Source organism: Hahella sp. CCB-MM4 (assembly GCF_002260525.1).
Lineage (GTDB): Bacteria > Pseudomonadota > Gammaproteobacteria > Pseudomonadales > Oleiphilaceae > Hahella.
Map to the genome: position 1 here is coordinate 166,805 of NZ_MRYI01000014.1, position 24,654 is coordinate 191,458.

At 48.7% G+C, this 24,654-nt stretch carries 19 protein-coding genes; 13 read left to right on the forward strand and 6 right to left on the reverse strand.

Features of this window, described 5'->3' with window-relative positions; translation table 11 throughout:
* The first annotated feature begins 18 nt into the window (after positions 1–18).
* Positions 19–4,509 carry a pilus assembly protein gene (locus tag BTA51_RS21280; protein WP_094710998.1) on the forward strand — a complete coding sequence of 1,497 codons (4,491 nt, stop codon included), beginning with the start codon at positions 19–21 and terminating at the stop codon, positions 4,507–4,509.
* 11 nt (positions 4,510–4,520) lie between these two features.
* Entirely contained in the window at positions 4,521–4,955 is a 435-nt protein-coding gene (locus tag BTA51_RS21285; RefSeq protein ID WP_094711000.1) for a type IV pilin protein, read from the forward strand.
* 18 nt (positions 4,956–4,973) lie between these two features.
* Here BTA51_RS21285 and BTA51_RS21290 read toward each other — a convergent pair whose 3' ends face one another.
* Complete coding sequence (locus tag BTA51_RS21290) at positions 4,974–5,528, reverse strand: GspH/FimT family pseudopilin (protein ID WP_168188246.1); 555 nt, start codon at positions 5,526–5,528, stop codon at positions 4,974–4,976.
* Between the two features lie 118 nt (positions 5,529–5,646).
* Here BTA51_RS21290 and thiO point away from each other — a divergent pair, with 118 nt between their 5' ends.
* A complete protein-coding gene (gene thiO / locus BTA51_RS21295; protein WP_094711004.1) occupies positions 5,647–6,777 on the forward strand; it encodes a glycine oxidase ThiO in 1,131 nt (376 codons plus the stop codon).
* 52 nt (positions 6,778–6,829) lie between these two features.
* Here thiO and BTA51_RS21300 read toward each other — a convergent pair whose 3' ends face one another.
* Together BTA51_RS21300 and BTA51_RS21305 are read right to left on the reverse strand one after the other, a co-directional pair.
* Positions 6,830–8,185: a sigma-54 dependent transcriptional regulator gene (locus BTA51_RS21300; protein WP_094711006.1), complete on the reverse strand. Its 1,356-nt coding sequence runs from the start codon at positions 8,183–8,185 to the stop codon at positions 6,830–6,832.
* A gap of 8 nt (positions 8,186–8,193) precedes the next feature.
* Positions 8,194–9,774: a PAS domain-containing sensor histidine kinase gene (locus tag BTA51_RS21305; protein ID WP_094711008.1), complete on the reverse strand. Its 1,581-nt coding sequence runs from the start codon at positions 9,772–9,774 to the stop codon at positions 8,194–8,196.
* An 84-nt stretch (positions 9,775–9,858) separates the two neighbouring features.
* Between BTA51_RS21305 and BTA51_RS21310 the strand changes: the two genes are divergently transcribed.
* Positions 9,859–11,502, forward strand: a complete 1,644-nt coding sequence (locus BTA51_RS21310; RefSeq protein ID WP_094711010.1) for an NAD+ synthase — start codon at positions 9,859–9,861, stop codon at positions 11,500–11,502.
* Between the two features lie 50 nt (positions 11,503–11,552).
* Here the strand turns inward: BTA51_RS21310 and BTA51_RS21315 are convergent, their stop codons facing one another.
* Complete coding sequence (locus BTA51_RS21315) at positions 11,553–12,446, reverse strand: outer membrane protein assembly factor BamD (protein WP_168188247.1); 894 nt, start codon at positions 12,444–12,446, stop codon at positions 11,553–11,555.
* 127 nt (positions 12,447–12,573) lie between these two features.
* A complete protein-coding gene (locus BTA51_RS30255) occupies positions 12,574–12,750 on the reverse strand; it encodes a hypothetical protein (protein WP_168188248.1) in 177 nt (58 codons plus the stop codon).
* Between BTA51_RS30255 and rluD the strand changes: the two genes are divergently transcribed.
* From rluD to clpB, 3 genes are all read left to right on the forward strand, one after another.
* Entirely contained in the window at positions 12,739–13,692 is a 954-nt protein-coding gene (gene rluD / locus BTA51_RS21320; protein ID WP_094711014.1) for a 23S rRNA pseudouridine(1911/1915/1917) synthase RluD, read from the forward strand. The two genes, BTA51_RS30255 and rluD, sit on opposite strands and share 12 nt — an antisense overlap.
* A gap of 5 nt (positions 13,693–13,697) precedes the next feature.
* A complete protein-coding gene (pgeF, locus tag BTA51_RS21325; RefSeq protein ID WP_094711016.1) occupies positions 13,698–14,447 on the forward strand; it encodes a peptidoglycan editing factor PgeF in 750 nt (249 codons plus the stop codon).
* Positions 14,448–14,654: 207 nt separating this feature from the next.
* The gene (gene clpB / locus BTA51_RS21330) at positions 14,655–17,231 is read left to right on the forward strand and encodes an ATP-dependent chaperone ClpB (protein ID WP_094711018.1); all 2,577 of its coding nucleotides are present in this window, start codon (positions 14,655–14,657) and stop codon (positions 17,229–17,231) included.
* A 73-nt stretch (positions 17,232–17,304) separates the two neighbouring features.
* On the opposite strand, the gene BTA51_RS21335 is transcribed toward clpB, so the two are convergent.
* Positions 17,305–17,742 carry a DUF4124 domain-containing protein gene (locus BTA51_RS21335; protein WP_094711020.1) on the reverse strand — a complete coding sequence of 146 codons (438 nt, stop codon included), beginning with the start codon at positions 17,740–17,742 and terminating at the stop codon, positions 17,305–17,307.
* A gap of 459 nt (positions 17,743–18,201) precedes the next feature.
* Here BTA51_RS21335 and BTA51_RS21340 point away from each other — a divergent pair, with 459 nt between their 5' ends.
* From BTA51_RS21340 to BTA51_RS21365, 6 genes are all read left to right on the forward strand, one after another.
* Positions 18,202–19,917 carry an acetolactate synthase 3 large subunit gene (locus BTA51_RS21340; RefSeq protein ID WP_094711022.1) on the forward strand — a complete coding sequence of 572 codons (1,716 nt, stop codon included), beginning with the start codon at positions 18,202–18,204 and terminating at the stop codon, positions 19,915–19,917.
* A 5-nt stretch (positions 19,918–19,922) separates the two neighbouring features.
* Positions 19,923–20,414: an acetolactate synthase small subunit gene (gene ilvN, locus BTA51_RS21345; protein ID WP_094711024.1), complete on the forward strand. Its 492-nt coding sequence runs from the start codon at positions 19,923–19,925 to the stop codon at positions 20,412–20,414.
* 95 nt (positions 20,415–20,509) lie between these two features.
* Positions 20,510–21,526, forward strand: a complete 1,017-nt coding sequence (gene ilvC, locus BTA51_RS21350) for a ketol-acid reductoisomerase (protein ID WP_094711026.1) — start codon at positions 20,510–20,512, stop codon at positions 21,524–21,526.
* Positions 21,527–21,634: 108 nt separating this feature from the next.
* Positions 21,635–22,507, forward strand: a complete 873-nt coding sequence (pssA, locus tag BTA51_RS21355) for a CDP-diacylglycerol--serine O-phosphatidyltransferase (protein WP_094711028.1) — start codon at positions 21,635–21,637, stop codon at positions 22,505–22,507.
* A 147-nt stretch (positions 22,508–22,654) separates the two neighbouring features.
* Positions 22,655–23,656, forward strand: coding sequence for a protein-methionine-sulfoxide reductase catalytic subunit MsrP (gene msrP, locus BTA51_RS21360; RefSeq protein ID WP_094711030.1), 1,002 nt, complete (start codon positions 22,655–22,657; stop codon positions 23,654–23,656).
* Positions 23,656–24,285, forward strand: a complete 630-nt coding sequence (locus BTA51_RS21365) for a sulfite oxidase heme-binding subunit YedZ (RefSeq protein WP_094711032.1) — start codon at positions 23,656–23,658, stop codon at positions 24,283–24,285. The genes msrP and BTA51_RS21365 overlap by 1 nt, the downstream gene beginning before the upstream one ends.
* Positions 24,286–24,654: the final 369 nt, after the last annotated feature.

The following is a 24,654-nucleotide window of genomic DNA, read 5'->3' on the forward strand; positions in this document are numbered from 1 at the left end:
GTTGTAGGAGGTAACTATATGAAAAAGTACGCCAGCAAGTTTGCGTGGGCCCTTTTGGGAGGCGGATTGGTCCTTCCTACGACTGGATATACCGCTAGTGCATTGGGTAATTTTCCTGATTCTCCCTTGTTTCTTGATGAGTCAGCAGAACCAAACATCATTGTAGGTTTTGATGATTCAGGAAGTATGGACTGGGAAACCATTACCAGTATGGTTGATGGGTTGTTTTGGGTTGGATCCGACGGGAAGTTTTCTACCAATGGTAATTTTTACGACAGCGATGTCGGTGTAGAAGACTTCGGGTATTTGTTTCCCAATGGGACGACAAATGGAAGTTATTATGGGAATAAAGGTCAGCAACTATATAGTAGCCGCAAGAATATCCCTCCATTTCGTGCTTACGCCTTTGCGCGTAGTAGCAGTTACAACAATGCGTTTTATAACCCAAGTACAGATTATGAACCGTGGACAATTTTTGGCGGCGCAACAGTAACGTCACCTGTATCGGGAGTTGGTTCATATACATCCTTCTCGGATGCAAGCACAACCAATACTCTGTTTGATCCTATGTTGGACTCTACTGCTTCCGGTACAACTCTAACCCTGTTCCAGGAGATCACGCCAAGCAACAGTTTTTATGGAACGACTAATATGTGGTGTGATGATGACGCCACACAATGTACTGCAGATGGTAGTATTACCACCACCGATACTAAGTATGTGCCAGGTACCTACTATATAGTGGATTCAAGCGATACATCCACCTATGAATATTCCCTCACCCATTCGGGCTTTACAGACTTTAACTCAGAGTTATATGAAGCAGAAGATTCGCTGAATGCCCTTATAAGCGGTACGGACTTTAAAAAAGGCAGCGTCCTCAATAGCGATGATAATTTGTCCACTGCGGATTATGTAAACCTCGCCAAGGATGCTTCCGGAAAAGACTTTGTGGGAACAGACAATTTGACTGCCAGCACTACAGGGGCAGTGCCAAGCGACTCTACAGGGGAAATCAAAGTTGATATTTCCCTATCCGGGGACGTATCTATATGGGTCCGGCGCTGGTTTTGGGATGGAAGTCATGATTCCGTCTATATGAGCATTGATGGAAAGGATAGTGGAGATATTACCGCTATTGGTAACACTGGCAACTGGCTGGATGATGGTACAGGCCAGATGTGGAACTATTGGAGGGATAATCATACGTTATCTTCCTCTTGGGTATGGGAAAAGTGGGCTGATGTCACTTTAGATGGTTCGGAAACCCTGCGTATACGCTACCGTGAAAACTTGGCTTTTGTAGACCAGATATTGATTACAACAGCCAGCAGCACTCCTTCTGGTCAATTGACATTGACTTCCGCAACGACGGAGACGCGTAACTGTAGTACTGACCCTGTTGCCTCTCACTATGATCAGTTCTTTGAATACCCCAATGATTTTTCTGGGGTGGACGCGATTGCTCCTGACGGTAAGTGTTTGAAGAAAATCGAACTGACCTCTAGCAATTATGCTGATGCAGATGTGTTGCCTTCGGGTAGAACTTACTTGGAAGAAAAGCAGAACTTTGCCAATTGGTTTTCTTTCCACAGGCGTCGTCACCAGATTGCTCGGGCAGCGTTGGCCAAATCGTTCGAAGGATTTAGTGGAATTCGAGTTGGTTTCGTTGAATTCAGTGATACCAAGAATACCAGCAGCGACCTGAGTATGTATGACCTGGATGTTACTGCAGACGCGACTACATTCCAGCAGAAAATATACAACGCAGTTGATGCAAACGGCACACCGTTAAGACGGACACTGGATTTTATCGGTGAACAGTATAAGAGAACTGATGGTTCAGCACCGATCGATGCGGCATGTCAGAAGAACTTTGCTCTGGTATTCAGTGATGGATTCAATACCCGCACAGTGGATTATGATACTGATACTTCCAGTATCGCGAATGACGATGGAGATAATGATTCAGATTATGATGACCAGTCCTATACTGATTCTGATTCTGTTACTCATACACTTCCGTATCAGGATACCTATTCTCAAACACTCGCAGACGTAGCGATGTACTACTATGAGAACAATCTGAGGACCGATAAGACATCAGGTCAGGTTAATGTAAACGCTAAATGTGATACAGCAGATGAGAAGCCTTATCACGACTGTAATCCGAATCTTCACATGAATACTTACATGGTCGGGTTGGGTGTAATTGGAACTATTTTTGATGAAGTAAATTATGATGAAGTGACTGATGCATACACTACAACGCCTACCTGGCCTGATGTTTCAGGCTTGAGCAGCCCGGGATCTGAACAGGTTGATGATATGTATCATGCTGCAGTGAACGGTCGGGGGGAAATGTATACTGCGAGTGATTCAGCAGAACTTTCCAGTAAGCTGTCAAGTGCAGTCACCTCTATTGTTGGGCAGATCGGGTCAGGGTCTGGTGTAACCTTCAATACCAGTTCGATTCTGTCGGAATCCGTTATTTTCTCCACAATATTTAATTCTACTTCTTGGTATGGGGATCTGATTGCTACGAAACTGAACGAAAATACAGGTATCACCGAAAACGAGGCATGGAGAGCCAGTGATCACCTTACATCTTCTACAAAGTCCGCAGCACCAACTCGCTATATCTTTACATACAATCCTACCGCAACTGACATTTCAGGTGGTGGAACTGGACGGGCTAAGACTTTTGCGTGGGATAACCTGACGGATACCCAAAAGACAGACTTGCTTGAAGGTGTTGCGCCGGGGTCTGCTACTTCAGATCAGGAAACGTCGGCCAAGAACCGGCTTGACTATCTGCGTGGAGATACCACGAAGGATGGCACGGATTTCCGTGATCGCTATGTGGAAGACGAAGATTCAACTAACGATGGATACAGGTTGTTGGGTGACATAATCAATTCAACTCCTGTATATGTTGGAGCTCCGTCTCAAAACTATCCAGACAGTGATCCATTTGGAGCGGTTGGAAAGCGTTATAGCTCATTCTATTCCTCATATTCCAGCCGGACCCCAGTCGTTTATGTCGGGGCTAATGATGGAATGTTGCATGGATTCAATGGCAATACCGGTGATTCAGATACAGACAAAGGAAAAGAGGTGATGGCTTATATCCCTAACCTTGTGTATTCAAGTCTGACCTCCGGAGGATTGAGCTATCTGACCGATCCCGATTATGCGCACAAACATTATGTGGATCTGACTCCGGTTGCTGCTGATGTATATATTGATGCTGATGGAGATGGTACTAAAGAATGGCGTACTATTCTGGTCGGTGGAATGCGGACAGGCGGAAAAGGACTGTTTGCGTTGGATATAACAGACCCTACCAAATATAGTTCTTCTACTGATAGTGATATCGGAAAGCTCGCCCTGTGGGAATTCACGGGAGACGATGACCTTGGTTATATGGTTTCACCTCCAATTGTGGCAATGGTCAAAACTGGTAATCAGAGCACTGACTATAAATGGGCGGTGATCTTTGGTAACGGTTATAACTCGGTAAATAATTCAACCAAGCTATATATCGTATATATAGAGGGAGGAGTTGATGGTACCTGGACTGAGGGAACAGACTATATCGAGATTGACACTCAGGGCACGGGCGGGTTGTCTGGTGTTGCTGTAGCTGATATGGATGGTGACCGGGTGGCAGACCGAGCTTACGCTGGAGACCTGGATGGCAACATGTGGGCTTTTGATCTGGATGAAACTACCGGTAGTGTGGTGTACGGAACTAACCCCTCACCTAAGCCGCTGTTTACTGCTGCTGGCAATCAGCCAATTACTTCACCGCCCAATTTGTCCAAGCATCCAAGTGAGTCTGGGAGTGATCCTAACGCGTTGGTAGCATTCGGTACAGGTCAATACCTGATTGATGGCGATGAAACAGTGACCGACGATCAAACCTTCTATGTGATCTGGGATAAAGGTACAGGAGAACTGGATAGAACTTATCTCGCTCCGAGATACTTGACGCAGGGAACCATCACTATTGATTCGACGACCTATGATTCAAGGACAATCTCTGGCACAGAGGATCCATGGACCAGTAAATATGGCTGGTATTTGGACTTGGTTGCCAAAGATTCCTCCGATAACCCTGTCAGTGCTGAGGATGGTGAACGAATAATTTATAAGCCTCTAATTCGTAATGACTTTGCTGTAATCTCTACCACTGTGCCAAATAATGTGGGATGTGAAGGCGGCGGTCATAGTTGGCTGATGATTCTTGGGCTGGATAATGGCACAACAGGGGATCCGGTATTCGATGTGAATAACGACGGAGTCGTCGATGCAGGAGATACGGATGGTCAGGGTAATACAACCAGTGCACTCAGATCAGACGCTCTTCTAAATGAGACCGGTATTATGGGAGACTTCATTATGGGGACGAACTCTGATGGTGGTCTTGAGCAGCAGCGCGGCGACTTCGGAAGTGGTTCTGATCGTGAAGGTCGTCTGGGTTGGCGGGAAATCTTCGAAAATTAAATGGGTGAATAATGAAATCAGTTAATAATTCTCGAGGATTCAGCCTCATAGAACTAATGATCGTAATGGCAATCGTCGGCATTCTTGCCGCGATTGCCTACCCGAGCTATCAGGAATCAACCGCAAAGTCGCGCCGGGCTGATGGTCAGTCAGCCTTGGTGGGGCTGGCGGCTGCAATGGAGCGCTATTACACAGAAAACAACTTTACCTATGTCGGCGCAGCCGATGGGGGGGCTGGAAATCCACCAATAGCGGATTTATATCCTTCTGAAGCCCCATTGGATGGAAGTGTAAAGTACTATGACCTTGAAATCACAACAGAGACAGCCAGTACTTTCTCGTTAACCGCCACGCCTAAGAATGCTATGGCTGGAGACCGTTGTGGCGACTTGACTTTAAATTCTGCTGGAACCAGGGGAGCAGACGAGGATGACTGCTGGCGCTAATCGCCCAGTGTGTGCTTGCTAAGTGCAGCCTGGTCTGTTGCCGCTAGGCAGATCTACGAGGCCGTCTCCATCTGAATCAGTTGCTAATTTGGGTCTGCCTCCGCGGTTAATTATAACGGCGGAGATCAGCGAGTTGTCATGTGAAACGGGGCATATAGTAAATGTCCCGTTTTGTCTGTAAGTCATGCCTGATGGGTAATATCGAAGAGCTTTTGTCCCTCCAAAAGCTCTAAATGAAACTCTAAAATTCTCGTTAGCCGGGAGTTTCCTCAAAATACTCTCATCTTCATCCAGCTCTTTATTGCCATTGAGATCACTAAAAGCCATCAAAGGTTGTGACCAGTCGGCTTCACAGGTTTTTTCATCTGAGCTGGGGCAAAGGAGTGTTACATGGCCTGAGGCTATGGCTGAGTTTCGGGTGAAGAGTATTAATCCGACAAATTCGTTTAAGTAGCTGCTCTTTTTTGAGTTCTGAAGAGCGGATGCCACCTGTGGTATACCGAATCCTGTTACGATCCCGATAATTGCCAGAACGACCAATAGTTCAACGAGGGTAAATCCCTTACCTTTCACGATTCAATCTCCTTTTGATTTGTATCCAAATTCCATTTGGGGGGGTTTATTATGCCTGGATAAACCGCTATGGTCACCAGCAAAGTACTAGGTCTAAGCAAAAAGCGAAGAGTTTGTAATGAAAATTGTCATCGTGGGCGGTGGAGCGATTGGTATGATGCAGGCTAGGGAGTTGGCCCTGGCCGGATGCGAAGTTGTGCTGTTGGAGCGGCACATGTGTGGCCGTGAAGCAAGTTGGGCGGGCGGCGGTATTATTTCTCCTCTATACCCCTGGCGCTATTCACCTCCCATTACCGCATTATCCACCTGGTCGCAGGAATACTATCCTAACCTGGTACAGTCCCTTGAAGCAGAGAGTGGTATAGATCCACAGCTAACCCGAACCGGGTTACTAGTGCTGTCTATTGACGATAGAGAGCGAGCGTTGGCCTGGTCTCGTGACCATCAGTTGTGGCTCGAAGAGGTCTCCAGCGAGCAAATATATCAATTGGAGCCATCTCTGCGGTCAGGCTTTAATGAGGGCATGTATATGCCTCAGGTGGGAAGTATTCGAAATCCCCGGTTGTGTCAGGCGTTACGTGCAATATTGCTGGGGCTTCCAAACGTCGAACTGAAGGAAAATACTGAAGTATTGGGGATTCAGCAGAGTAAAGGTCAGTTTGAGTGTGTTAAGACTCAGTCTGAGGCGATTTATGCAGATGCTTGTATTGTGACGTCAGGAGCCTGGTCTGGAGGTTTGTTGGAATCTCTTCAGATGTGCTTACCTGTTGAGCCGGTAAGAGGGCAAATGGTTGCCTTTCAGGCGAATCCGGGAGATGTTTCCCGCATTGTGTTGGATCATGGTAAATATGTCATCCCAAGGCGGGATGGTTTGGTACTGGCTGGCAGTACATTGGAGTATGTGGGTTTTGATAAAAGCCGTACGGAAGAAGCCAAGCATGAGCTGGTCGATATCGCCCGTAGTATGATTCCTGCTTTAGCCAAAGCTCCGGTAGTTGAGCACTGGGCCGGATTACGTCCCGGGTCTCCAAACGGACTGCCCTTTATCGGAGAATTGCCAAACGTCGAAAGAGTATTCGTGAATGCTGGCCAGTTTCGGAATGGCTTGGTATTAGCGCCGGCATCGGTCAACTTAATGACGGCTATAATCCTCGGTCAGGAACATGTGATAGATAGGTCACCGTATGCCCTGGAAGGCAGAATAGGGCAGGAAGCAGAGCTCCCTGCTGAAGACCCTGTATCCCTCTGAAATTTGGAGCAGGGTCTTTCTAGTGTCGGAATAGAGACGAACTGGGAATGGATTACTCCATCCCCAGCTTTTTGAGTCGGTACCGCAAAGCGCGGAAGCTGATTCCGAGCTTTTTCGCTGCCGCAGTCTTATTCCATCGGGTTTCCTCGAGTGCTTTCTCTATAGCTTGTTTTTCAATGTTTTCGAGAAAGTGTTCCAGATTGTCCCCCTCATGATCAAAGGCAGGAACATCAAGTTCGGACACAATACCGCTTTTGTCATTCGAATCTGAAACCGGCAGATGGATATCATCTTTCTGAATCTCATCTTCTTCACTCAGCGTGAAAGCTCTTTCCAGTATATTTTCGAGTTCTCTAACGTTCCCAGGGAAATGGTACCCCTGGAGTACTTTAAGAGCGTCTTTGCTCAAGGTAACACCTGGAAGTTCGCACTCATCTGCCAATAGTCTGAGTATGTGCTCAGACAGCAGTTCGATGTCTTCGATGCGTTCGCGAAGACTGGGGACTTTTAGTTCAATGACGTTGATGCGATAGAACAAGTCCTGGCGAAACAACCCTTCATCCACCAATTGGTGAAGATCTTTGTGGGTGGCGCTCAATATTCTGACATCAACGGCTGTTTCTTTTTGCTCGCCTACCGGGCGTACCGCTTTTTCCTGAATGGCTCTTAGGAGTTTAACTTGCATCGTAAGAGGGAGGTCCGCTACTTCGTCGAGAAACAGGGTTCCCCCATCGGCTGCTTTAAAGAGACCTTCCTTATTCTCGACGGCCCCGGTAAATGCGCCTTTCTTGTGACCAAAGAATTCGCTCTCCATCAGTTCGCTGGGTATAGCCCCGCAGTTGACAGGAACAAATGGCCCGTTACTCCTGGAGCCTTGCTCATGTATGGAACGGGCGACCATTTCCTTACCACTTCCGGACTCGCCACTGATGTAGATAGGCGCCTGGCTGCGGGCAAGCTTACGTATTTGCCCCCGGAGTCGTTCCATCGCCTTTGAATGACCCAGTAATTTTGAGGGGACCGGTGGTGGAGGCGCTGTTGCAGGCTGCAACATAATGGCGCTGTTGACCAGCTCGCGAAGCCTTGCGAGGTCCACGGGTTTGGAAACGAAATCAAATGCTCCGGCTTTTAATGCCGATATGGCGGTATCAATGCTGCCATAGGCGGTAATGACGGCAACGGGAGTGGCTGGATGGTTTTTTTGGATGTAGGCAACCAAGTCGATACCGTTACCATCCGGCATGTTCATGTCCGTTAAAACCAGGTCAAACCGTTCACTCGCCAGTTTTTCCTGTGCCTGGGTGACATTTTCAGCCGCCACCGTATTCAATTGCATACGGTTAAGGGTGATTTCTATCAAGGCCCGGATATCGGGTTCGTCATCGACGATTAATACTCGTTTAGTCATGGAAATACTTAAGTTGTTCGTTTGGGATGAGGGAAGGTGATTCTGAAACGGCTTCCCCCTTCATCTCTTTTAAAATAATCCAGCTGTGCCTGATTGGCTTCACACAACTCTTTGGATAAGTATAGGCCCAGTCCGGTGCCTTTTTTATCTGTCGTAAAAAAAGGCTCAAACAGGTGCCGCATTTGCTCGTTATCTATGCCAGGACCATTATCCAGAATATCCAGATATGCCTGTCGGGTATCTTCAATTTCACCTATCACAATTCCGACCCACGGATATCCTGTCTTGGCAGTGCTATATCGTAACCCATTTGCGATCAGGTTGTTTAAAATCTGACTTAGATGGCTGGCGTCGAATCTGCCCTGGATATCCGGTTTGTGGCGAATGACTTCTATGTCGGCAGATATGGTGCCTCCCGCCGTGTAGTCGTTAATGTAGGTTTTCAGCCACTCGTTGAGATCAATCATTTCGGGTGTACTGGTTTTGCCGCGGGATAACTCGAGAACATTCTCTATAATACCGTTCATGCGCTTGGCGTGTCGGAGGATGATTTCGGTCATTTGCCTGTCTGCCGTATTCAATTCATCAGACTCCAGCAACAATTGGGCGGCATGGCTGGCGGCTCCGAGAGGATTGCGGATCTCGTGGGCAATCCCCGCAGTGAGTCTGCCCAGAGAGGCTAATTTAAGTTGCTGGGCCTGTTGTGCAATTTTTCCCGTATCCTCCAGGAAAATAAGAATATCCTGACCTTCTTCTTTTTGAAGCATTGCGAAATTGGCCTGGACGGGTGCTCGATTTGAAGAACCCCGGAAAGGGAGGGACTTGCGTCCCGGGTCCAATTGCCAGTCACGGAGTCTTTCCATTAAATCATCCGGTAGCATATCCAGCGTTTCTGTCGGCTCATGCCCCAGAAGGCTAAGTGCTGCCTGATTGGCCATTCGGACCTGTCCAAATTCGTTGGTCACGATAATGCCGGTCAACATGCGCTGGATGATTTGGTGATTTAGGCGTTCCAGTTCCTCGATATTCTGGGCTCGCCGCCTGGCCAGGTCTTCGCTTGCAGAAATTCGATAGGACAGATTGCGGACCAGTAATGCTGTCGCAAAATATACAACTCCGAGAACGCCGGCCCGAAATACCGAGTCTATATTGCTGCTGTCATTGAGCAGAAGGTAAATTTCCTGGCCCATGACACAGAGACTTGAGATCGCAGCCACCAGCAGACCTAACTGGCTGCGGAGTATAATGTTGCTGGCGGCCACCGAGATGACCAGCATATTGCCTAACCCTCCCGCGATACCAGTACCGAAGAGCATCATGGCTGTTACAAGGGAGACCTCAAGCAATATGGAAAAGACAATATGGCGAATGACCGGCTGGAATCCCGCCAGCATGATGAAAGCTGTGAATACATGTACGGCGGCATAGCTAAAAGCGGCAATGCGGAAATAATAAGGCGCAAAAGTTTGGGAAATACTGGCTTCGGACTGAAGAAATAGGGCGCCCAGAAGAATGATTCCCACCGTTACCCGGTAGTGGTTGTAAACCCTGAACAACTTTAAGGCGGTAAAAGCAGGGACAGCTGTCATAGCAGAACTTTTTTCCTAGAATGACCAACTAAATCAGTATAATGCATACTTTAACCAGAACGACCTTAACTATCTGGAGCAAGAATGTCCAAACCTGTAACAGAAACCTCTGAACCTATTGTGGTTTTCGCTCAAATTGATTGCCTGGTGGGTGATATTCCCGGCAATGCAGATAAAGTCATCAAAGCGGTCAGAAGGGCGCGGGAAGAGCATCAGGCCGATCTGGTTATCTTTCCAGAGCTAACGTTAAGTGGTTACCCTCCTGAAGATCTCTTATTACGCCCAAGTCTGCAAACCCGAGTCGAGAAGGCATTAAACCTCGTTCTGTCAGAAACCCGTGATGCCACTTTGGTTTTGGGGTTGCCCTGGCGAGAGGGTGGCAAATTGCGTAATGCCGCGGTCTTTATCGAAAATGGTGAGGTAAAGGCATGGTATTTCAAGCGTTGTTTGCCTAACTATCAAGTATTTGATGAGAAGCGCTATTTTGAACCAGGGCAGGATGCCTGTGTCGTTGAATGGAGGGGTTATAAAGTCGGTCTGACGGTATGCGAGGATATTTGGGAAAATGAGCCCGCCGCTGATACTGCTGCGTTAGGCGCTGATTTCCTGGTGAATATCAATGCTTCGCCATTTCATATGGAAAAACAGCGGCAGCGCAAGACATTGGTGCAGTCCCGCGCCAGAGATAACAAGCTTCCGATACTATACGTGAATCTGCTCGGTGGTCAGGATGAGTTGATATTTGACGGCGGTTCATTCGCAGTGAATGAGCAGGGCCACATCACTTTTTGTGCTCCACAATATGAATCCGGTTTGTATCCCATTGCACTGAATCAGATTTTCTCCGGGCCGGAAGTCGCATCAGACTGTATCGATCTTCCTATTGAAGAAAGCATTTATAAAGCATTGGTATTAGCCGTCAGGGATTACGTTAATAAGAACGGATTTAAATCCGTAGTGCTGGGGCTTTCCGGAGGGATAGATTCTGCCGTTACGCTCGCTGTGGCAGTAGATGCTCTCGGGGTGGATAGGGTCAGGGCGGTCATGATGCCCTTCCGATATACGTCGCAGATTAGTCTGGATGATGCTGAAGAGGAAGCCTCCCGGTTAGGAGTGCAGTATGACGTTGTGTCCATCGAGCCAATGTATGATGCCTACATGGCTGCCCTGAATCCACTGTTTGAAGGTTATTCCAGGGATACGACGGAAGAGAATATTCAGGCCAGGATCCGGGGAGTGATTCTGATGAGTATTTCCAACAAGACCGGCGCGCTTGTTTTGACTACTGGAAACAAGAGCGAGATGGCGGTTGGTTATGCCACTCTCTACGGAGATATGGCCGGAGGTTATGATGTCTTGAAAGACGTATTCAAAACCATGGTTTTTCGCCTTGCCAGGTACAGAAACTCACTTTCCTATGTGATTCCCGAGAGAGTCATTGTGCGTCCGCCTTCGGCTGAGTTGGCTCCGGACCAGGTAGATGAAGACAGTCTGCCGCCATACGATATTCTCGATCAAATGCTGTCACTGTATGTTGAGCAGGATGTCAGCGCGGAAGGGATTGTTTCTCAGGGGTTCGATCGGGAAGCGACCTATAAAGTCACACGGCTGGTGGATGTCAATGAGTACAAGCGTCGCCAAGCGCCGGTGGGGCCAAGAATTACGGCCAGGGGATTCGGACGTGATCGTCGATATCCGATTACGTCAGGGTGGAAGTTGGGAGAGTGAGGTAAGACCCCCATGGCCGGATGACCGGCCATGGGAAGGCATGTGTCGTGTCAGTCGAGAATATCGATATCCAGAACACTGGATATATCCCGGCTCTCTTCTTTAATCAGGCCGCCGCGGAAATGAAGGTCGACATCAAAGCTGGAGTGGTCCGGATAACTGGTGGCCAGGATTACCAAAGCGTCCTGAGCGTGCTCTTTCATTCCGAGTATCCCGTACAGCTCAACGGCGTAAGCCAGTGCATCCGGAGCTGCAGTGGTTTCCGGGTAGTTTTCGATGATGTACTGCACTCGCGAAGCTGCTGCAACATAGGCCTGACGGCGAATATAGTATTGAGCCACCACCAGTTCGTACTCAGCTAACCGGTTCTTCAGTGCGACCATGCGCTTTTCTGCGTCAGCAGCGTACGGGCTGTCTGGAAATTGGGAAACGAGGGTGGAAAAGTCCTGAAAGGCTTCTTTGGCTCTTCCCGGATCGCGGGCATCCATATTCAGAGGGAAATAGCGTCCACTGAGGCTGACATCCGCGTAATATGAGGCCAGTCCTTTGATGTAGTAAGCATAGTCTACATGCGGACTTTCCGGATGCAGCCGGATAAATCTCTCAGCAGCAGCAGCAGCCCCTTCCGGGTCCAGGGCACTGTAACGGGCATAGATTAAATCCAGCTGTGCCTGCTCTGCATAACGACCAAACGGATGATATGTTTCCAGGTCTTCCAGGTGTCTGGAAGCTTCCAGAAAATTCCGATTGTCCAATGCCGTCTTGGCTTTGTCGTAGTATTCCCTTTCGCTGAGAATTTCAGGAGGTCCGGATGCACAAGCAGCCAAGCCTGCAACTAAAGTAATAATGATCAGTTTTTTGGCCGGGCTTAAAAGGTTGCCTGAAACTGAAGAACACCTGAGCAGGCGTTTAAATATTTGTGAAGAGCCAATGGAACTACGCATGAAAGGCAACATCATTCTGATAAATAAATTAAAACAAACTTTCCCATTTTCATTTCGCTTGGCGTAGGTCTTTTAACGTACTCAATGCAAGCGGGGTAAAAGCAAAGCCCCCCCGGAAACAAAATGGTTAGAAAGTTTGGCCGCGTGCGCTTAAACTGTTGGCGTCGCTGGCCTCTACAGACGTGGCAACGCCTTTGTCTGGCGCGCCATTATTCCACAACCAGGTTGGCAGCAACACCCCCGTAACATCCAGATCACCGTCATTTGCCTGAAGCTGAACAGAATTTAATCCATGAAGCATCATATCCAGGAATCTTTTATCGTCCCCGACCACCTTGCGTTGCAGCGTATTGACCTCATTGCAGTTGAGTTTATGCCGGAGTATTCCCGATCCCGAATACAGGGATGGATAAAGTCCGGCGATCTCAAGGTTAACGGGGTTTCCGTCAAGCCAAAAGATAAGGTCATGGCCAGGGATGAGATTACTCTCGACGTTGAGTTAGAGCCTGAGGGGGATTGGGAAGCGGAGGAGATCGCGCTGGATATCGTATATGAGGACGAACATATCCTGGTGATCAACAAGCCAGCTGATCTTGTTGTGCATCCTGCTCCAGGTCATCGAGGGGGCACGATCGTCAATGCTGTGCTTCACCATTGTCCAGAGCTTGAACAAATTCCAAGGGCAGGGGTTGTGCATCGATTGGATAAGGATACATCTGGCCTAATGGTGATTGCGAAATCTCTTTTGGCCCATCAGTCGTTGGTGAATCAGTTACAAATCCGATCTATGGGACGGGAATATGAAGCGGTGGTAAAAGGTGAGCTTACTGGCGGCGGGATGGTGGACGAGCCTATTGCAAGGAATCCACATAACCGTCAGAAAATGGCGATAGTTGCTTCTGGAAAGAAAGCGGTTACTCATTATCGAATTTTGCAGCGTTTTAATGGATTTACCCATCTCAGGCTTAAGCTGGAAACCGGGCGAACCCATCAGATAAGGGTTCATATGGCTCATATTAACCATGGAATTGTGGGCGATCCTGTATATGGTGGGCGCCCCCGTTTGCCGAAAGGGATGACTGAGCATGCCATTCATGCCGTGCAAACTTTTCCTCGTCAGGCGCTTCATGCTAAGGCTTTGCAGCTGGTACATCCTAAAACCGGGGAATCAATGTCATGGGAAGTGGAATTACCGGCTGATATGCTTGAGCTGATCGAATCTCTTAAGCCCGACAATCAGGACTGAGCGTAATGACGAGTGAAGCAATAGAGCTGATTTCTCCGGATTGGCCTGCCCCCGATGGGATAAAGGCGGTATCAACAACTCGTACAGGTGGCGTCAGCCTGCCTCCCTACCATAGTTTTAATATGGGAGACCATGTAGGAGATGATGCGACCCGTGTTGAGGCTAATCGCTTCCAATTGGCCGGAAGCCTCAATCTAGGGGCGGAAGATATTCAATGGCTCAAGCAGGTTCACGGTACCCAGGTGTTTAAGATGGAAGAGGTGCTTCCCGACGTTGAGGCTGATGCAGTGTATACCTGCCGGACGGGCAAGGCATGCAGTATCATGACGGCTGACTGTCTGCCCGTACTATTTGCCTCCTTTGACGGTAATGAAGTGGCTGCAGCTCACGCCGGCTGGCGCGGACTGGTCTCTGGGGTGCTGGAAAGTACACTGGGATGTTTCAAAAATCCCTCTGAGACTATGGCTTGGCTTGGCCCTGCAATCGGACCTGAAGTCTTTGAAGTGGGAGATGAAGTCCGACAGGAATTTTTAGGCAAGGATAAGCAAATGGCAGAGGCGTTTAAGCCGTCGCCGGTTAACTCCGATAAGTGGGTTGCCGACATCTATCTCCTGGCCAGAATGACTCTGCTTTCCGTCGGCCTATCAAGCATCTACGGTGGCCAGTACTGCACTTTGTCAGAACCTGAAAGATTCTATTCATACCGTCGGGATGGAATTACTGGGAGAATGGCTTCCCTGATATGGAAAGTTTAATCCGTTCAATGATTTAAGGCCGTATTCCTGCTGATCAGGAATAACTTGAGTCAGATCAATAAATAGTCGTTCTCTCTATTTCTATACTTTCTTAAAGCATACCTAAAGCTTGAAGCTGCGCTTCTTTGGCCCCACATCTAGGATAATTCCTGAATAACCCCTTTGAGCTCTGCCAGAGGGGATACAGAAAAGATACAGAGGCGGTCTATGCGATTCGACAAATTCACCAGCCGTTTGCAAACGGCAATTTCAGAAGCCCAATCAATGGCGCTTGGGCGAGATCACAATTTCATTGAGCCGGTGCATTTGATTCAGGCCATGCTGGATCAGCCGGGAAGCTCCATTGCCCCTTTGCTGCAGCAGGCGAAGGTGAATGTTGGCGAATGTCGCCAGCGTTTGGCTGAGGCAATTGACAAATTGCCGCAGGTGCAGGGCGCGGATGCCGATGTTCATTTGTCCAATGAGCTCGGCCGACTACTGAATATGGCGGATAAACTGGCTCAGAAACGCAAGGATCAGTACATCACCAGCGAGTTGGTGTTGCTGGCGGCTATGGATGATCGTGGTGTGCTGGGACAGATCCTGAAAGAGTGTGGTGGAAATAAGCAGGCATTAGAACAGGCGATTGAAGCTATGCGTGGTGGCGAAAAAGTATCAGACCCTTCTGCTGAAGAAAACCGGCAAGCGCTGGAGCGTTTTACCATTGATCTGACTGCCCGGGCGCAGGAAGGCAAGCTGGATCCGGTGATCGGGCGGGACGATGAGATTAGGCGCACCATTCAGGTATTGCAGCGTCGGCGTAAGAATAACCCTGTTCTGATCGGTGAGCCTGGGGTCGGTAAGACTGCAATCGTTGAAGGGTTGGCACAGCGGATCGTCGATGGAGAAGTGCCCGAAGGGCTCAAAAACAAAAGGGTACTTGCCCTGGATATGGGAGCCCTGATTGCCGGCGCAAAATTCCGGGGAGAATTCGAAGAGCGCCTTAAAGGTGTGTTGAACGAGCTGGCAAAACAGGAAGGCCAAATCATTCTGTTCATTGATGAGCTTCATACCATGGTTGGGGCCGGCAAGGCCGATGGTGCCATGGACGCAGGAAACATGCTCAAGCCGGCGCTGGCGCGCGGTGAATTGCACTGTGTTGGTGCTACTACGCTGGACGAGTATCGTGAATACATTGAAAAAGATGCAGCACTTGAAAGACGTTTTCAGAAAGTGTTGGTGGATGAGCCGAATGTGGAAGACACCATCGCCATCCTCCGTGGTCTGAAGGAACGCTACGAAGTTCACCACGGTGTTGAAATTACTGACAGCGCTATCATTGCCGCAGCCAAGCTCTCGCATCGCTATATTACCGACCGGCAGCTGCCGGACAAGGCAATTGACCTGGTGGATGAAGCCGGGAGCCAGATTCGGATGGAAATAGACTCTAAACCGGAGCCTTTGGACCGACTTGAGCGTCGTCTGATTCAACTCAAAATGCAGCGTGAGGCTCTGAAAAAGGAAAAGGATGCAGCTTCCAAGAAAAGCCTGGACGATTTGAATGGGCAGATAACGGAGCTGGAGCGTGAATTTGCCGATCTTGATGAAGTCTGGAATTCGGAGAAGGCAGCACTGCAGGGGACTCAGCAAATCAAGAGTCAGCTTGAGCAGGCTCGAGTTGATTTGGAAAACGCTCGCCGTCAGGGGGATTTAACCCGTATGTCGGAGCTGCAGTATGGCCGTATTCCAGAACTGGAGAAACAGCTGGATATGGCGAGCCAGGCAGAAATGCTGGAAATGAAATTGCTGAGGAATAAGGTATCGGAAGAGGAAATCGCCGAAATCGTCTCAAAATGGACTGGGATTCCCGTTTCCAAAATGCTGGAAGGCGAGCGGGAAAAGCTGCTCAGAATGGAAGATGCATTACATCATCGTGTTATCGGCCAGGACGAAGCAGTGGTGGCCGTTTCAAATGCTGTCCGTCGCTCTCGTGCCGGCTTAAGTGACCCCAATAGACCCAATGGATCCTTTATGTTCCTGGGGCCAACAGGAGTGGGTAAAACAGAGCTTTGTAAGGCCTTGGCTTCTTTCCTGTTTGACACGGAAGAGGCGATGGTGCGAATCGACATGTCGGAGTTTATGGAAAAGCATTCGGTTGCCCGTTTGATTGGAGCTCCTCCAGGCTATGTGGGGTATGAAGAGGGCGGCTATTTGACGGAAGCTGTTCGCCGCAAGCCATATTCAGTGTTGCTACTTGATGAGGTGGAAAAAGCACATCCTGATGTCTTCAACATACTGCTACAGGTGTTGGAAGATGGACGTCTGACGGATGGGCAGGGTCGTACAGTCGATTTCCGTAACACAGTGATCGTCATGACTTCAAACCTGGGGTCGGATCTGATTCAGACTTTGGGCGGCAAGGATGAACACTATGTTGAGATTAAAGATGCTGTCCTTGAGGTAGTGGCGAGGCATTTCAGGCCTGAGTTTGTGAACCGGATTGATGAGGTGGTGGTTTTCCATCCATTATCTGCTGAGCAGATTAAAGGAATTGCCCAGTTTCAGCTGGATATCCTCAACAAACGTCTGGCAGATCAGGAGCTTGTGGTCGAGCTTAGTGAAGAAGCTATGGCAACTCTGGCAGAGGCAGGCTTTGATCCGATATATGGAGCCAGGCCACTCAAGCGGGCGATTCAGCAAAAAGTGGAGAATCCACTGGCAGAGTCCATTCTCAACGGAAGGTTCCATCGCGGAGACCGGATAAAAGGCGAAATTGTGGACGGACGGCTAGTGTTTAGCAGTTAATTTGTTATGAAAATAAAAAGGGGCAGAAAGCCCCTTTTTTATATAAATCAATTGTTTTACCGAAAATATGCGGTTACTGGCATTCTTCATCCAGCACAGTTTGACTTTCTTTTCGTTTCTCCAGAATTTCTTCCGGTGTCAGGAATCTTTCTTTCCCGTCTGCATCTTTGATTCTGATTCGAGCTTTGGTGGTTAGCGTTTCCATATTGGTGCGGGCAGAATGGCAACGGTCTTCCTTAAGCTTTTCTGCGGCAGCATTTTCTTCTTCCTGCTGTTTCCTGATTTTCTCCAGTTCCTCTTTGTCGTCTAGCTGCTGAGTTTGTTCATCAACGCTTTGGCGATTGCCAGAGGTTTTGCCTGCACGGACATTAAGTTGGGTTGTATCTTGGTTGCCAGGCTTTTTATCGGAATAGTGGACGACGCCATCTTCGTCTGTCCATTTATAGACGCCGGCAGAGTATGCGGGCAAACACATGCCCAATAGCACGATGGCGGTAATCGTGGTGCGCATAGATCTTAAAATCTCCAAACTGCTGAAATAGCTGCAATATCCTTTCTGACGAGAGGCTGATTAAGTCAAAGATAGTAGAAACTGGCTCTTCGGTAAAGCCATTAAAGTGCTTTAGCTATTGACAGTTCTGGCTGGGATGTCAGAATTGGCGATTGCTTGAGCGGAGGGGCCTGAGAGGCAACACCGGAAATGCCGTTTTCCGCTCGGACCACACGAAAATCAAAGATCCTGATTACCATTATCCAGGCGTAATCGTCAAAGTAGTCGTGTCAAACAGACGCGTGTGAGCAAATCTAGAGATAACCTCTCAAGATGACTAGCTAGTGTGGCAGTATCCGCAGTAACCATATGAGCTGTATGACATTTTGCAGCGACTGGGTTGATGCAACCAGATCAGCAACCAGCCGTTTAATGCGTGCGTAGAGGTACGTATAAAGAGAGGAAATTGTGAGCGCAGAAATGCTATCCGGCGCCGATATGATCGTGCGCTTTCTGCAAGACGAGGGGATTGAGAATATCTACGGATACCCCGGCGGAGCGGCCCTGCATATATATGATGCATTATTTCGCCAAAACAAAGTCAAGCATATCCTGGTTCGACATGAGCAAGCAGCCACCCATATGGCAGATGGATATGCTCGTGCCACCGGTAAGCCCGGTGTTGTCCTTGTAACTTCCGGTCCTGGAGCCACCAATACTATTACTGGTATTGCCACGGCCTACATGGATTCTATTCCCATGGTCGTGCTTTGTGGTCAGGTAGCGTCAACGCTGATAGGTGAGGACGCCTTCCAGGAAACCGATATGATGGGTGTTTCCCGTCCCGTGGTGAAGCATAACCTGAGTGTGCGTCATCCAAGGGAAATTCCCGAGATTCTGAAAAAGGCTTTCTATCTCGCGCAGACGGGGCGTCCCGGTCCTGTTGTGGTAGATATTCCTAAAGATATGACAACGCCAAATGAGCGTTACGAGTATATCTTTCCGAAAAAAGTCAAAATGCGTTCCTACACACCACCTTCCAGGGGGCATGCAGGCCAAATCAAAAAAGCTGTCGATATGATGATGGCGGCTAAACGACCCGTAATCTACGCAGGTGGCGGTGTCGTGATGGGGGATGCATCCCCTGAACTGGCCGAACTGGCACATTTGACCAACTTTCCTGTAACTACCACCCTGATGGGGATCGGTTGTTTTCCTGCCAGTGATAGACAGAGTCTGGGCTGGTTGGGCATGCATGGAAGTTATGAGTCAAACATGGTTATGCACCACAGTGACCTGATTCTTGCAGTGGGCGCCAGATTTGACGACAGGGTGACCAACGCCACAGACAAGTTCTGTCCAGGGGCCAGAATCATCCATATTGATATCGATCCTGCCTCAATCTCCAAAACCATCCAGGCGGACGTACCCATTGTAGGTCCGGCCAGCTCGGTGTTGAAAGACATGATCGGTATTGTGAAGGAGGCTCAGGAGCAGCCGGATCCAGGTGCAATGAAGGCCTGGTGGAAACAAATTGATGAATGGCGTGCCTACCATGGTGGTCGTTATCGCACTGATGACAGCGAGTTAATCAAACCACAGCAAGCCATTGAGATGCTGTGCAAGATAACGAAAGGAAATGCTTTCGTGACCTCGGATGTTGGTCAGCATCAGATGTTTACTGCCCAGTACTATAAATTTGAAAAGCCCAATCACTGGATTAACTCTGGCGGGCTGGGCACCATGGGATTCGGTTTGCCGGCTGCTATGGGAGTCAAACTGAACTTTCCGGATGAAGAGGTGGTATGTGTTACCGGAGAGGGAAGTATTCAGATGAATATTCAGGAACTCTCTACCTGTAAGCAGTATGACTTGCCGATCAAAATCATCAATCTGAACAACCAGTCTCTCGGCATGGTTCGTCAGTGGCAGGACATGAATTATGAGGCCCGTCACTCACAATCATACATGCAGTCGCTTCCTGACTTTATGGCACTGGCCCGAGCATACGGCCATGAAGGTGTCACAATCCGTAAACCGGAAGAGCTGGAAGAGGGGCTGAAAAAAGCTTTTGCCATGAAGGATAAGTTGGTTTTTGTTGATATCTATGTGGATCCGCACGAACACGTCTATCCCATGCAGGTGGCAAGAGGCTCCATGAAAGACATGTGGCTCAGTAAGACGGAGAGGGTGTAAGTATCATGCGGCGTATTATATCCATGTTACTGGAAAACGAACCCGGAGCTCTGTCTCGTGTCGTCGGCCTGTTTTCGCAGCGAAACTACAATATTGAGACCCTGACTGTCGCGGCCACTGAAGACAACACTCTATCCAGGCTGACGGTGACCACCATCGGATCTGATCGTGTCATTGAGCAGATCACCAAGCAACTGAATAAGTTGGTGGAAGTGGTCAAAGTCGTCGATTTGACGGAAGGAGCGCATGTCGAGCGGGAGCTAATGCTGATCAAGCTCAAGGCGACCGGTGCCCAGCGTGCAGAAATCAAGCGCACCGTGGACATCTTCCGAGGACAGATTGTGGACGTGACCAGCACGGTTTATACCGTACAGCTGACTGGCGAAAGCGATAAACTGGATGCATTTATCCAGGCGGTGGGGCGCAGCGGAGTGCTTGAAGTGGTCCGTAGTGGTGTCTCCGGTATCGCACGCGGTGAAAAGACTTTGTCGCTATAGGGACAGGCATCCGTATAAAAGCAGACAAAAATAGTAATTCAACTCAGACAATTTATTTAAATGAGCGCAGAGCGCAATTGAAATAGGTGAACAAAATGCAAGTTTATTACGATAAAGACTGTGACCTGTCCATCATCCAAGGCAAGAAAGTTGCCGTCATCGGTTATGGTTCACAAGGGCATGCGCATGCCAATAACCTGAAAGACAGTGGTGTGGATGTGCGTGTAGGTCTTCGTCAGGGCTCTGCATCCTGGGCTAAGGCAGAAGGTGCTGGCCTGGTGGTTAAAGAAGTGAAGGACGCAGTAGCTGAGTCCGACGTTGTCATGATTTTGACTCCTGATGAGTTCCAGGCTCAGCTTTACAAGTCTGTCATCGAACCAAATATCAAGCAGGGTGCAACACTGGCTTTCGCTCACGGCTTCAGCATTCACTACAACCAGGTAGTTCCGCGTGCTGATCTGGACGTCATCATGATTGCACCTAAGGCTCCTGGCCACACAGTTCGTTCCGAATTCGTGAAAGGTGGCGGTATCCCAGATCTGATCGCAATATTCCAGGACGCTTCCGGCATGGCTAAAGACGTGGCTCTTTCCTATGCTTGCGGTGTAGGTGGTGGTCGTACCGGTATCATTGAGACTACTTTCAAAGACGAAACTGAAACAGATCTGTTTGGTGAGCAAGCTGTACTGTGCGGTGGTGCGGTTGAGCTGGTTAAAGCCGGTTTCGAGACTCTGGTGGAAGCTGGGTATGCGCCTGAAATGGCTTACTTCGAGTGTCTGCATGAGCTTAAGCTCATCGTGGATCTGATGTACGAAGGCGGCATCGCGAACATGAACTACTCCATCTCCAACAATGCGGAGTATGGTGAGTACGTGACCGGTCCAGAAGTCATCAATGACCAGTCCCGCGAAGCTATGCGTAATGCTCTGAAGCGTATTCAGACCGGCGAATATGCCAAGATGTTTGTTCAGGAAGGTGCGTCCAATTATCCTTCCATGACAGCCTATCGTCGTCTGAATGCGGCTCACCCAATCGAGACTGTGGGTGAAAAGCTGCGTAGCATGATGCCTTGGATTGCTTCAAATAAGATCGTTGACAAGTCCAAGAACTAATCACTTTTTAGTGTTTAAGAAAACGCGGCTGATGCCGCGTTTTTTGTGTGTGCGAACGTGTCTGGTGTTTTGTATATTAGTAACACATTTAGTTGATAAGAGATTTTCATGACTCACAAGGATCACAAGCCCGCAGCGGCAGACAAGACTCAACCGGCCAGTGATAACAGGCATGATGAGAGCTTTTTGGGAGCTGAAGTCGTCGAGGAAGAAGTGGTGGAAGGAGCGAAAGTTCGTCGTAGAGGTGTGTACCTGCTACCGAATTTGTTTACTACGGGAGCTTTATTTTCCGGGTTTTATGCCATTGTGGCAGCAATGAATGGGCATTTTGAAAATGCTTCCATCGCAATATTTGTCTCTATGATATTAGACGGATTGGATGGCCGGGTCGCCCGGATGACGAATACCCAAAGTGCCTTCGGAGCAGAGTACGACTCACTCGCTGATATGGTCTCCTTTGGTGTTGCCCCGGCATTGGTTGCATTTACCTGGGCGCTATCTGACTTGGGTAAACTTGGGTGGGTAGCTGCGTTTATATACGTGGCAGGTGCAGCTTTGCGTTTGGCCAGGTTTAATACTCAGATTGGTTCTGTTGATAAGCGTTTCTTTGTAGGTCTGCCAAGTCCTTCGGCCGCTGCAGTTGTTGCCGGCACGGTTTGGAGTTTTCATGAATTTGAGATGAACCTGTTGCTTGCTTATGCCTCCGTGGTGGTTGTGGCAGGAGCAGGGGTGTTGATGGTGAGTAATATCCTGTTCCATAGCTTTAAGGAGCTCGATCTCAAAGGGCGGGTGCCGTTTGTCGCCATTCTAATTGTGGTGCTTATATACGCTGTTATTGCCACGGCGCCGGCGCAGGTGTTGCTGGCTGGATTCCTGATCTATACCTTATCGGGTCCATTTTTGTCTTTGCAGCGGTGGAATAAGAAGAGAAGAGCATTGCCTGTAACTTCTCAAAATTCCTCTTCATCCAAGGATTCCTGATTGATCTGATCCTCCTGTGTCGTCAGGCTGAGCCTGGTTCTGTCGGCGTAAAACAGGGGGATATTAAAATCCTGGTGAATTTATTCTGCATCCTGTGGTCTAAGCTTGACGTAAGTCTTTTAACGTACTCAAGTGAAGGCCATAGCAATGCTTATAAAACGTTCTCCGGATATACTTCCTTCTGAAATAACAGACGAAAAAGTCTATCTTTCCCGTCGACAGTTTATGAGATCAACTGCCGCTCTGGTGGCTGCTGGAGCTGTGCCTTCGCTGATCTCTTCGCAGGTCCAGGCCAAAGAAAACTCTTCCCGTGTTGCCTGGGCCAGCAAAATTGGCAGCAAATTGGCTGAGGCTAAAAACAGCCCCTTTTCTACGACTGACGATCCCACGCCGTTCGACGACATCCTGCAGTACAACAACTATTACGAGTTTGGTACCAACAAATCAGATCCATATGAGAACTCAGAGGATTTTGAAATTCAGCCATGGTCAATCAAGGTTGAGGGTGCCTGTAACAAGCCAGGAACCTATCATCTGGAAGACTTGATAAAAGACTCTCAGCTCGAAGAGCGGATATACCGGTTGAGGTGCGTCGAAGCTTGGTCGATGGTGGTTCCCTGGGTTGGCATTCCCATGGCGACATTGCTGAAGAAGTTTGAGCCGACTATGAATGCAAAGTATGTCGCGTTTGAAACGGTATACCGGCCGGATCAAATGCCCGGACAAAAGTCGCTGTTCTCCAGTATAGATTGGCCATACAGAGAAGGGTTGCGCATTGACGAAGCTATGCATCCTCTTACGCTGGCGGTCGTTGGGCTATATGGCAAAATTCTACCTAATCAAAACGGTGCGCCGATCCGCTTGATGGTTCCATGGAAATATGGCTTTAAAAGCATCAAGTCTATTGTTGCTATTCGCTTTGTTGAGAAAGAGCCATACACCACATGGAATAATATCGCCCCCAACGAATACGGTTTTTACGCGAATGTGAATCCAACTGTGGACCATCCAAGATGGAGTCAGAAGAGTGAGCGTCGTTTGCCGGGAGGTCTCTTCGGGCCGAAGCGGATCGATACCCAGATGTTTAATGGCTATGCCGAGCAGGTGGCGAGTTTGTATTCGGGAATGGATCTGAAGGTGAATTACTGATGTCTTCCAAAAAAGATGTGACGAAGCTTGTTCGGTGGTGGGCAATGTTTCTGATGGGGCTATCTCCATTTCTGTATTTGGTGTTTCTGATATTGACCCGTGGGTTAGGTCCTGACCCTGGTGAAGCGATCACTCGTTTCAATGGTTTGTGGTCGCTCATCATTCTGCTGGTATGTTTGTCAGTGACACCTTTGAATCGTCTGTTGAAGTGGCGTTGGTTAGCCCAGCATCGTCGGATGATTGGGTTATATGCATGGTTTTATGCAGTGCTGCATGTGGTTAGCGGTTTCCTGTTGGTGCTTGATGTGTCATTTCTATTGGAAGAGGTGGTGAAGCGCCCATACGTTACAGTTGGAATGGTTGCATTCATATTGATGACCGCCTTGGCGGTGACTTCACCCAAAGCGATGGTAAGAAAGCTGGGCAAACGTTGGAAATCTTTGCATAAGAGTATCTACCTCATTGGTGTGCTGGCCGTTATTCATTATTTCTGGCTTACCCGGGCGGATTATTCTGAGCCGGTTTTTTACAGTGCAGTGCTAACTCTTCTTTTGGGGATTCGTCTGTATTGGGCGCGCAGTAAGGTTAAATCAGCGAATAGTCAGACAGCTTCCCTGCGTCTTTCCTGATGGTTTGAATCGGGTGATTTCATCCAATTTAAACTTTTTTCCAAAAAGGTGTTGCAAAGGATCGGGAGGGACGTATAATGCGCCCCACTTCTGCAGCGGAGCCCACCCGGAAGGGGTGAGAAACAAGGGCTTCGGTGAAGCAGAACTCAAGGATGAGGCGACAATATGAGAGCGAATTTTTTCATCAGATTGTCAGCGCCAAACAGGGAGTTAAAAAAACAGATTGACATTGAGAATCAAGACTGTAGAATGGCGCGCCTCATCGGGATGAATGCCCGGGCGAGAAGATCTTTAACAAGTTAATCAAGCAATTTGTTGTGGGCGCTAGCTGAGACGGTTGTGGAGACACAGAATAGTCTTGAGTTAGTG

What these genes read in the sequence shown, in the direction of transcription:
- BTA51_RS21280 (WP_094710998.1), top strand. Translation starts at nt 19, where the DNA reads ATGAAAAAGTACGCCAGCAAGTTTGCGTGGGCCCTTTTGGGAGGCGGA.
- BTA51_RS21285 (WP_094711000.1), top strand. Translation starts at nt 4,521, where the DNA reads ATGAAATCAGTTAATAATTCTCGAGGATTCAGCCTCATAGAACTAATG.
- thiO (WP_094711004.1), top strand. Translation starts at nt 5,647, where the DNA reads ATGAAAATTGTCATCGTGGGCGGTGGAGCGATTGGTATGATGCAGGCT.
- BTA51_RS21300 (WP_094711006.1), bottom strand. Translation starts at nt 8,185, where the DNA reads ATGACTAAACGAGTATTAATCGTCGATGACGAACCCGATATCCGGGCC.
- BTA51_RS21305 (WP_094711008.1), bottom strand. Translation starts at nt 9,774, where the DNA reads ATGACAGCTGTCCCTGCTTTTACCGCCTTAAAGTTGTTCAGGGTTTAC.
- BTA51_RS21310 (WP_094711010.1), top strand. Translation starts at nt 9,859, where the DNA reads ATGTCCAAACCTGTAACAGAAACCTCTGAACCTATTGTGGTTTTCGCT.
- BTA51_RS21315 (WP_168188247.1), bottom strand. Translation starts at nt 12,446, where the DNA reads ATGCGTAGTTCCATTGGCTCTTCACAAATATTTAAACGCCTGCTCAGG.
- rluD (WP_094711014.1), top strand. Translation starts at nt 12,739, where the DNA reads ATGAAGCATCATATCCAGGAATCTTTTATCGTCCCCGACCACCTTGCG.
- BTA51_RS30255 (WP_168188248.1), bottom strand. Translation starts at nt 12,750, where the DNA reads ATGATGCTTCATGGATTAAATTCTGTTCAGCTTCAGGCAAATGACGGT.
- pgeF (WP_094711016.1), top strand. Translation starts at nt 13,698, where the DNA reads ATGACGAGTGAAGCAATAGAGCTGATTTCTCCGGATTGGCCTGCCCCC.
- clpB (WP_094711018.1), top strand. Translation starts at nt 14,655, where the DNA reads ATGCGATTCGACAAATTCACCAGCCGTTTGCAAACGGCAATTTCAGAA.
- BTA51_RS21335 (WP_094711020.1), bottom strand. Translation starts at nt 17,742, where the DNA reads ATGCGCACCACGATTACCGCCATCGTGCTATTGGGCATGTGTTTGCCC.
- BTA51_RS21340 (WP_094711022.1), top strand. Translation starts at nt 18,202, where the DNA reads ATGCTATCCGGCGCCGATATGATCGTGCGCTTTCTGCAAGACGAGGGG.
- ilvN (WP_094711024.1), top strand. Translation starts at nt 19,923, where the DNA reads ATGCGGCGTATTATATCCATGTTACTGGAAAACGAACCCGGAGCTCTG.
- ilvC (WP_094711026.1), top strand. Translation starts at nt 20,510, where the DNA reads ATGCAAGTTTATTACGATAAAGACTGTGACCTGTCCATCATCCAAGGC.
- pssA (WP_094711028.1), top strand. Translation starts at nt 21,635, where the DNA reads ATGACTCACAAGGATCACAAGCCCGCAGCGGCAGACAAGACTCAACCG.
- msrP (WP_094711030.1), top strand. Translation starts at nt 22,655, where the DNA reads ATGCTTATAAAACGTTCTCCGGATATACTTCCTTCTGAAATAACAGAC.
- BTA51_RS21365 (WP_094711032.1), top strand. Translation starts at nt 23,656, where the DNA reads ATGTCTTCCAAAAAAGATGTGACGAAGCTTGTTCGGTGGTGGGCAATG.